Below are 7,642 nucleotides of genomic sequence, written 5' to 3' on the forward strand. Positions count from 1 at the left end.
GGCCTGCCCCGCGCGCTGGCCGGTCCGGTCGGCGCCGCCCTGGCCCGGTTCCTGTTCCTGGACCCGACCCGGGACCGCATCGTCGTCGAGCCCGACGTCCGCAACGACGCGGCCCGCCGCCGACTGCTCGCCGAGGGGTTCACCCTGGCCGAGGAGATCGACATGCCGGACAAGCGCGCCCGGCTCGCCTTCCTCACCCGGGCCCGGTTCGAGGCGGACCGACCGGTGCTGACCAGCCACTAGACCTAGACCCGGCACACGACACCGCCCGGCCACCAGTGGGGAGCCTGGCGACCGGGCGGCCGTCGCGGGTGGAGACCCGCTTCGTGGTGACGTCGACGGGGCGACGAGTCAGCGAGTCACTCCTCGCCGCCGTCGTCGCCCTCGTCGTCACCGAAGGAATCGAAGACCTCGTCGGCGACCATGCCGCCGGCAAATCCGAGCGCCGCACCGCCGACCACACCGGCGGCGACCGCGCCCATGCCCGGCCCGCGCCGCTCGTGGTGCTCCTCCTGGTGGTGCCCGTACATGGGCTGCTGCGGCGGGTAGCCGACCGGCTGGCCGTAGCCGGGTTGGCCGTAGGCGGGCTGGCCGTAACCCGGCTGCCCGTAGCCGGGTTGCCCGTAGCCCGGCTGGCCGTAGCCCTGCGGGCCGGGCTGGGCGAAGGCCGCGCCGGGGTGCAGGGTGCGGTACTGGTCGAGCGCCTGACGGAACCAGCCGTCGACCTCGGCGGCCCAGTCCCGCTGGTCGGCGTCGGCGTGCGCCACGCGGTAGCGGCCGTAGGAGTCGTGCCCACCGGTGAACAGGCCACCGCGCCGGTCGAACTCCAGCACGATGTCGACGCCCTGCTCGTCGGCGAGGAAGGTCAGCTCGACCTCGTTGATCTCGTGGGCGTACTGCGGCGCGGCGAAGTACTCGATCTCCTGATAGAAGGGCAGCGTCTGGCGCGCCCCGGCGATCTGCCCGTGCTCCAGGTCGGAGCCCTTGAACTGGAAGCCCAGCCGCCCGAACGCCTCGAGGATCCGCTCCTGCACCGGCAGCGGGTGCACGTACACCGGGTCGAGGTCGCCCTTGTCGACCGCGCCACGGATGGCGACCTCGGTGCGCAGGCCCATGGTCATGCCGGGCAGCCGCTGGCCGTAGACGTCGGTCACCGGGGTCTGCAACGGCATCGGGATCTGGAACGGCAGAGCCAGGTGCTGCCCCTCCGCGAGGCGCAGCCCGCCCGCGACCGGCACCCGGTGGAACTCGACGGTCGCGTCGTGGTCGCCGTCCGCGCCGTCGACCTCGACGCGGGTGACCAGGCTCAACACGACCTGGTCGATGTCCACGTCCTGGTTGCCGCCGGTCAGGTTCACCTGGCCGGTCAACACCGAGCCGGGGCGGGTGCCCGGATCGGACAGGACCGTGTCGACGCTGGGCGCGCCGATCCCGAAGGCACCCAGCATCTTCTTGAACACCACGAGCTTCTCCCTCGACCACAGGCGCGACCGTGGCACGGACGTGAAACTTCTACGCCTCAGCCGTTGTGTCGCAACGGAATCGGCGCCGTCCATCATGGATCCCGTCGAGACGGGAAGCTAGCACCGGTGCCTGAAAAGTAGCTGAGAGATATCGCACTGTCACCATCAGTGAGAATCCCTCACGCGGTGCAGCCGCCGGTCGCCCTGGTCAGCCGCGTACCGGGCCGAGCAACGAATCGTCCGGACCGGCCGAACCGGCCGCGTACTCCTGCAACGGCACGCTCCCCGCCTTCCAGGCCGCCAGCACCGGCTCGACGATGCGCCAGCACTCCTCGGCCACGTCGCCCCGCACCGACAGCGTCGGGTCGCCCTCGAACGCGCCGCGCAGCACCTCGCCGTACGCGGGCAGCTCGCCGGGGCCGAAGTCCGCCGTCAGGTGCACCTGGTCCAGGTCGAACGGGTTGCCGGGGCCGTTGATGTTCAGGTTCAGCCCGAGACAGTCCGGCCCGAACCCGATCCGCAGGCGGTCCGGCTCCTCGTACCCGGTCAGGCCGTCGGGCACCCGGGCCGGCTGCTTGAAGGTGATGACGGCCTCCTTGCGTACCGCCGAGGTGGCCTTGCCGGAGCGCAGCCGGAACGGGACGCCCGCCCAGCGCCAGGTGTCCACCTCCAGCACCACCTCGGCGAGGGTCTCGGTGTTCCGGCCCGGGTCCACGCCCTCCTCCGCCGCGTAGGCGGGCAGGTGGCGGCCGTCGATGTCGCCCGCCGTGTACCGGGCCCGGCGGCTCGCCGCCACCGGGTCGTCCTGCCACAGGCGGACGGCCCGCAACACCTGCGCCTTGCGCCCGCGCAGCTCCTTCGCGCTCAGCGTGGGCGGCGGTTCCATGCCGAGCAGGGCGAGCACCTGGAGCAGGTGGCTCTGCACCATGTCGACCAACGCGCCCGCACGGTCGTAGTAGCCGGCCCGACCCTCCAGGCCCAGGGTCTCGTCGAAGACGATGTCCACGCAGGCCACGTGGGTGTTGTTCAACACCGGCTCGAAGATGCGGTTGGCGAAGCGCAGGCCGAGCAGGTTCAGCACGGTGGACTTGCCGAGGAAGTGGTCGATGCGGTGCACCTGGTCCTCGGGCACCAACGTGGCCAGCAGCTCGTTGAGCGAACGCGCCGAGATCCGGTCCACGCCGAAGGGCTTCTCCAGCATCAGCCGGGTGCCCGGCGGTACGCCGATACGGGCCAACGCGGCGGCCGACCGGGCGGTCACGAACGGCGGCAGCGCGAAGAAGATCACCACCGGGCCGGCACAGCCGCTGAGCAGCCCCCGCAGGTCCTCCTCACGGGTCACGTCGGCGGTGACGTACCGGGTCTCGCGGAGTACGTCGGCCTCGACCGGCCCCTGCGCGTCGACACTGGCGAACGAGTCCGCCACCCGGCGACGCCAGCGCTCGTCGTCCCAGTCCTCCATGCCGCTGCCGATCAGCCGCAGATTCGGCACCGCGCCGCTGGCCAGCAACCGGCCCAGCCCGGGCAGCAGCAACCGGCCGGTCAGGTCCCCGCTGGCGCCCAGCACCAGCAGCGTCTGCCGGGGGGCGGCGGAGGTCGCGGAGGCGGCTGCGGGATTCTTCGGTGCCGGCGTCGTCATGCCTCCACCTTGCCCTGTCCGTTCCCGCGTCGGGCAGCGACCCCGCCGACGTCCGCCGCCCGTGCGCACAGCGCATCGACACCCGCGCGGATCGTGACCGGTGACCCCGCGTCCGGCCCGGTGCGGCGATCTTCGTGTGGCAGGCTGGTCCCATCCCGCCGGCCGGACGACGCCGGCGGCGTGCCTACCCTGCGAGGAGACGATCGATCCGATGGCTGCGGACGTCACCACCACCGACGAGTGGCAGGCCCTGCGCAAGCACGCCGACGAGATCCGCGCGACGCACCTGCGGGACCTGTTCGCCGGTGATCCCGACCGGGGCGAGCGGTTGACCGTCGAGGTGGCCGATCTCTACGTCGACTACAGCAAGAACCTGGTCACCGACGAGACCCTGGCCCTGCTGACCGCGCTGGCCGAGCGGGTCGGGCTCACCGACCGGATCGCCGCGATGTTCGCCGGAGCGCACATCAACGGCACCGAGGACCGGGCCGTCCTGCACACCGCGTTGCGGCTGCCCCGCGACGCCACGCTGACCGTGGACGGTCAGGACGTGGTGGCCGACGTGCACGCCGTCCGGCAGCGGATGGCCGACTTCGCCGACCAGGTGCGGTCCGGCCAGTGGCACGGACACACCGGCGAGCGGATCCGCACCGTGGTCAACATCGGCATCGGCGGCTCCGACCTCGGACCGGTGATGGCGTACGAGGCGCTCAAGGCGTACCGCGACGCCGGCATCTCCTGCCGGTTCGTGTCGAACATCGACCCCACCGACATCCACGACACCACCGCCGACCTGGACCCGGCCAGCACGCTGTTCGTGATCGTGTCGAAGACCTTCTCCACCCAGGAGACCCTGGCCAACGCCCACCAGGCCCGACGCTGGCTGCTGGCCGGACTCGACGCGGGCGACGAGGCCGTGGCCCGGCACTTCGTCGCGGTCAGCACCAACGCCCAGCGGGTGACGGACTTCGGCATCGACCCGGCGAACATGTTCGGCTTCTGGGACTGGGTCGGCGGACGCTACTCACTGCCGTCGGCGGTCGGCCTGTCGGTGATGCTCTCCATCGGCCCGGCGCGCTTCGACGAGATGCTGGCCGGCTACCACGCCATGGACGAGCACTTCCGCACCGCACCGCCGGCCCGCAACGCCCCGGTGCTGCTCGGCCTGCTGAACATCTGGTATGCCAACTTCCTCGGCGCGCAGACCCACGCGGTGCTGCCCTACTCGCAGTACCTGCACCGGTTCCCGGCCTACCTGCAACAGCTCACCATGGAGAGCAACGGCAAGTCGGTCCGCACCGACGGGCAGCCCGTGGCGTACGACACCGGCGAGATCTTCTGGGGCGAACCGGGCACCAACGGCCAGCACGCCTTCTATCAACTGCTGCACCAGGGCACCCGGCTGGTGCCGGCCGACTTCATCGGGTTCAGCGAACCCAATCACGAGATCGGCGACATGCACGACCTGTTCATGTCGAACTTCTTCGCCCAGACCGCCGCGCTGGCCTTCGGCCGCACCGCCGAGCAGGTCGCGGCGGAAGGTACTCCGGCCGAACTCGTACCGCACAAGGTGATGGCGGGCAACCACCCCACCACCTCGATCACGGCCGACCGCCTCACCCCCGCGACCCTCGGCCAACTGGTCGCCCTCTACGAGCACATCGTCCTCACCGAGGGCGCGATCTGGGACATCAACCCCTTCGACCAGTGGGGCGTGGAACTCGGCAAGGTGATGGCGAACCAGCTCGCTCCCCTGCTCACCGGCGACGGACCCGACCTGACGACGCTGGACAGCTCCACCGCCGCCCTCATCCGCCGCTACCGCACCCAGCGCAACCGCCCCTGACCGGACGCGTGACACACCACGGCGGGCGAGCCCGTCGTGGTGTGCACGCACACGGCGGGCACCTGGGTCACGGCGGGCAACCGGCTCGGCACACCGGACGCTCACCTGCCGTCCGCTTGCGCCGGCCCGAACAAGTTCCGCGCAACTTCACCGAGGTTGCGGCCTCCAGGCGCCCCCGAGGCGGCAACTTCACCGAAGTTGCGCCGATCTCGATGAACTCACACGGGCCACGGGGGTACAGGACCGCCGCCCCGGCCCCCCGGCGAGTTGATCAAGAAGTTTTCATCACGCCACCTCGGTGTGAACGACCAAAACTTCTTGATCATCCAGGCCCGCGCCCTGCGCCCCCGCGATCATGGAGTCGTGGCGGCTAGAAGTTGGGCGTATCGGCACAATCCAGCGACCACGCCTCCATGATCGGCGCAGGAGTGCAGGGGCGGAGGGAAAGGCTGGGCAGGGCGGGAAGGCGTGGAGCGGGCGCGAGGGCGGAGGCAGGCGGGCGATGCTGGAGGTCGGAGGCCGGAACCCGCTACCGCTGTAGCGCACTGCGCCAGCCCACTCGCGCACTGGGATCGAGCGTGATCTTGACGGGGGTGAGCCACCCGCTCATCTGGTGAATCAGTTCGCGACCGGAGACGGCGTACATCTGTGGGTATTAGCCCTGTCGAGCTGAACCGTTTGTGCTGTCACCGCGGGCGTCGGCGTGCGCGACGGCGAGCCATCCCACAAAGCGATCCGTCTGCGCCATCAGCTCGATAGCGCCCGCACACCCCACTCCACCTGCCCAGACGCTCTGTGCACCACACCACCGCGTCCACATGGCACCCCACAACTCGCCGAATCCGGTCCATCGGCCTGGCGGTGCCCGGCCTTCACGGTCGTCGTTCGGTTGGCTTTCGGGGGGCTCTGGCCCAATGGGTCAGGAGCGGGTACCCGGCCTCCCCCGCAGGTCGGGTACCCGCGTCCCTGACGCGACCGAGGAGCGAGTGCGTGACGACGACCGACATCCGCGAATTCGACGTCATCGGCGAGCACGCCGGGGCGGCCCGATTGTTGGAACAGACCCTGTTCGAGGTGAAGCGGGTCATCGTCGGCCAGGACCGGCTGGTGGAGCGGCTGTTGACCGCACTGTTGGCCCGGGGGCACTGCCTGTTGGAGGGCGTACCCGGGGTGGCGAAGACGCTCGCCGCCGAGACCCTGGCCACGGCGGTGGGTGGCAGCTTCGCCCGGATCCAGTTCACCCCGGACCTGGTGCCGTCGGACATCCTCGGCACCCGGATCTATCGCCCGTCGACGGAGAGCTTCGACGTGGAACTGGGACCGGTGATGGCCAACCTGGTGCTCGCCGACGAAATCAACCGGGCTCCGGCGAAGGTGCAGTCGGCGCTGCTGGAGGTGATGGCCGAGGGGCACGTGTCGCTCGGTGGGCGCACCTATCCGGTGCCGACTCCGTTCCTGGTGCTGGCCACCCAGAACCCGATCGAGTCCGAGGGGGTGTACCAGCTCCCGGAGGCGCAGCGGGACCGGTTCCTGATGAAGGTGGTGGTCGACTACCCGACCGACGACGAGGAGCTGGGCATCCTCTATCGGATGGGCACCGGCACGCCGGCCGCCCGGCCGGTGCTGGACCCGGCCCGGCTCGCGGCGCTCCAGGCCCGGGCGCGGGAGGTGTTCGTCCATCATGCGTTGGCCGAGTACGTCGTCCGCCTGGTGCTGGCCACCCGGGACCCGCGCCGCTTCGGGTTGGCCGACGTGGCGGACCAGCTCGCGTACGGTGCCAGCCCCCGGGCCACGCTCGGCCTGGTCGCCGCGGCACGGGCGCTGGCCCTGCTGCGGGGCCGCGACTACGTCCTTCCCGCCGACGTGCGGGAGATCGCCGCCGACGTGCTGACCCACCGGCTGGTGCTCAGCTTCGACGCGGTCGCCGACGACGTGGACGCCGGTGAGCTGGTGCGGCGGATCGTGGAGGCGGTGCCGCCGCCGCAGATCGCCCCCGCGCAGGAGCAACAGGGGCCGGGCCTGGGGGCGGCGGCGTGAACGCGCACACGACAAGTGTCGGGCGGCTCGCGCCGCAGCGTCGGTTGCGCCAGCTGGAGTTGACGATCAACCGCCGCCTGGACGGGCTGCTGCACGGCCAGCACCTGGGGCTGCTGCCCGGTCCGGGCAGCGAGCCGGCGGGCAGCCGCGAGTACCGGGCCGGTGAGGACGAGGTCCGGCGGATGGACTGGTCGGTGACGGCGCGTACCGCCGTGCCGCACGTGCGGACCGTGGACGCGGACCGGGAGCTGACGACCTGGACGCTCGTGGACGCCACGCCCAGCATGGACTTCGGCACCGCCGAGTTGGAGAAGCGGGAACTGGCGGTGGCGGCCGTGGCCGCCGTCGGGTTCCTCACCGCCGGCACCGGCAACCGGCTCGGCGCGCATCTACTCGGTGACGCCGGGGTACGCCGCTTCCCCGCCCGCACCGGACGCCACCACCTGATCAATCTGCTGCGGACGTTGATGGAGGTGCCCCGGGGGCGGCCCGCCACCCAGCCGGTGCCGCTGGCCGACGCGATCGACGGGCTGCGCCGTTCCGCCGGTCAGCGCGGTCTCGCCGTGGTGGTCTCCGACTTCCTCGACGGCCTGCCCGACGAGGGGATGGGCGGCGCGGACGGGCCGCCGCCGGACTGGGAGCGACCGCTGCGGCGGC

6 protein-coding genes are annotated in these 7,642 nt (G+C 71.4%); 4 read left to right on the forward strand and 2 right to left on the reverse strand.

Annotated elements, in window-relative coordinates; translation table 11 throughout:
- On the forward strand, positions 1 to 243 hold a 243-nt coding region (locus EYA84_RS21970), incomplete at its 5' end, for a GNAT family N-acetyltransferase (RefSeq protein ID WP_131054934.1).
- 116 nt (positions 244 to 359) lie between these two features.
- Here EYA84_RS21970 and EYA84_RS21975 read toward each other — a convergent pair.
- Both EYA84_RS21975 and EYA84_RS21980 read right to left on the reverse strand, forming a co-directional pair.
- Complete coding sequence (locus EYA84_RS21975) at positions 360 to 1,463, reverse strand: sporulation protein (protein WP_131054935.1); 1,104 nt, start codon at positions 1,461 to 1,463, stop codon at positions 360 to 362.
- Between the two features lie 208 nt (positions 1,464 to 1,671).
- On the reverse strand, positions 1,672 to 3,102 hold the full coding sequence (locus EYA84_RS21980; RefSeq protein WP_131054936.1) for a glucose-6-phosphate dehydrogenase: 1,431 nt from the start codon (positions 3,100 to 3,102) through the stop codon (positions 1,672 to 1,674).
- Between the two features lie 211 nt (positions 3,103 to 3,313).
- Between EYA84_RS21980 and pgi the strand changes: the two genes are divergently transcribed.
- From pgi to EYA84_RS21995, 3 genes are all read left to right on the forward strand, one after another.
- Positions 3,314 to 4,948 carry a glucose-6-phosphate isomerase gene (gene pgi, locus EYA84_RS21985; protein ID WP_131054937.1) on the forward strand — a complete coding sequence of 545 codons (1,635 nt, stop codon included), beginning with the start codon at positions 3,314 to 3,316 and terminating at the stop codon, positions 4,946 to 4,948.
- Positions 4,949 to 5,953: 1,005 nt separating this feature from the next.
- Positions 5,954 to 6,985, forward strand: a complete 1,032-nt coding sequence (locus tag EYA84_RS21990) for an AAA family ATPase (protein ID WP_394347600.1) — start codon at positions 5,954 to 5,956, stop codon at positions 6,983 to 6,985.
- Positions 6,982 to 7,642, forward strand: a 661-nt coding sequence (locus EYA84_RS21995; RefSeq protein WP_131054939.1) for a DUF58 domain-containing protein, incomplete at its 3' end; no start/stop codon positions are given. The genes EYA84_RS21990 and EYA84_RS21995, both read left to right, overlap by 4 nt.

It is taken from the genome of Verrucosispora sp. SN26_14.1 (assembly GCF_004307965.1).
Lineage (GTDB): Bacteria > Actinomycetota > Actinomycetes > Mycobacteriales > Micromonosporaceae > Micromonospora.